This window comes from Sphingobacterium sp. LRF_L2, assembly GCF_965644235.1.
Classification (GTDB): Bacteria; Bacteroidota; Bacteroidia; order Sphingobacteriales; family Sphingobacteriaceae; genus Sphingobacterium.
Genome location: NZ_CBFFRI010000045.1, coordinates 1 through 221, shown reverse-complemented (window position 1 = coordinate 221; position 221 = coordinate 1). Strand labels below are relative to the sequence as shown.

The window sequence follows — 221 nt, the reverse complement described above, 5'->3', positions numbered from 1 at the left end:
CCGGAGGGTCGCTATAAACTGGAGAAACGGGTGTACCCGAAGAATGGGGAGCAGATCGGTATTCCGCATGTGCTGGGCCGGGAAGCGATCTTAATTCATCCGGCAAATAATGCCATGAAAGAGCTGCACGGCTGTATTGCTCCCGTGACTGCGCTCACGGGCGAAGGTACTGGAACAGAGAGCCGTAAAGCACTGCAGGAACTGAAAGCGTTGGTCTACGC

At 55.2% G+C, this 221-nt stretch carries 1 protein-coding gene; it reads left to right on the top strand.

Annotated features, from left to right (window positions below):
• A partial coding sequence (locus ACSZOX_RS22460) for a DUF5675 family protein (RefSeq protein ID WP_437922491.1) occupies positions 1 to 221 on the top strand: 221 nt, incomplete at both ends.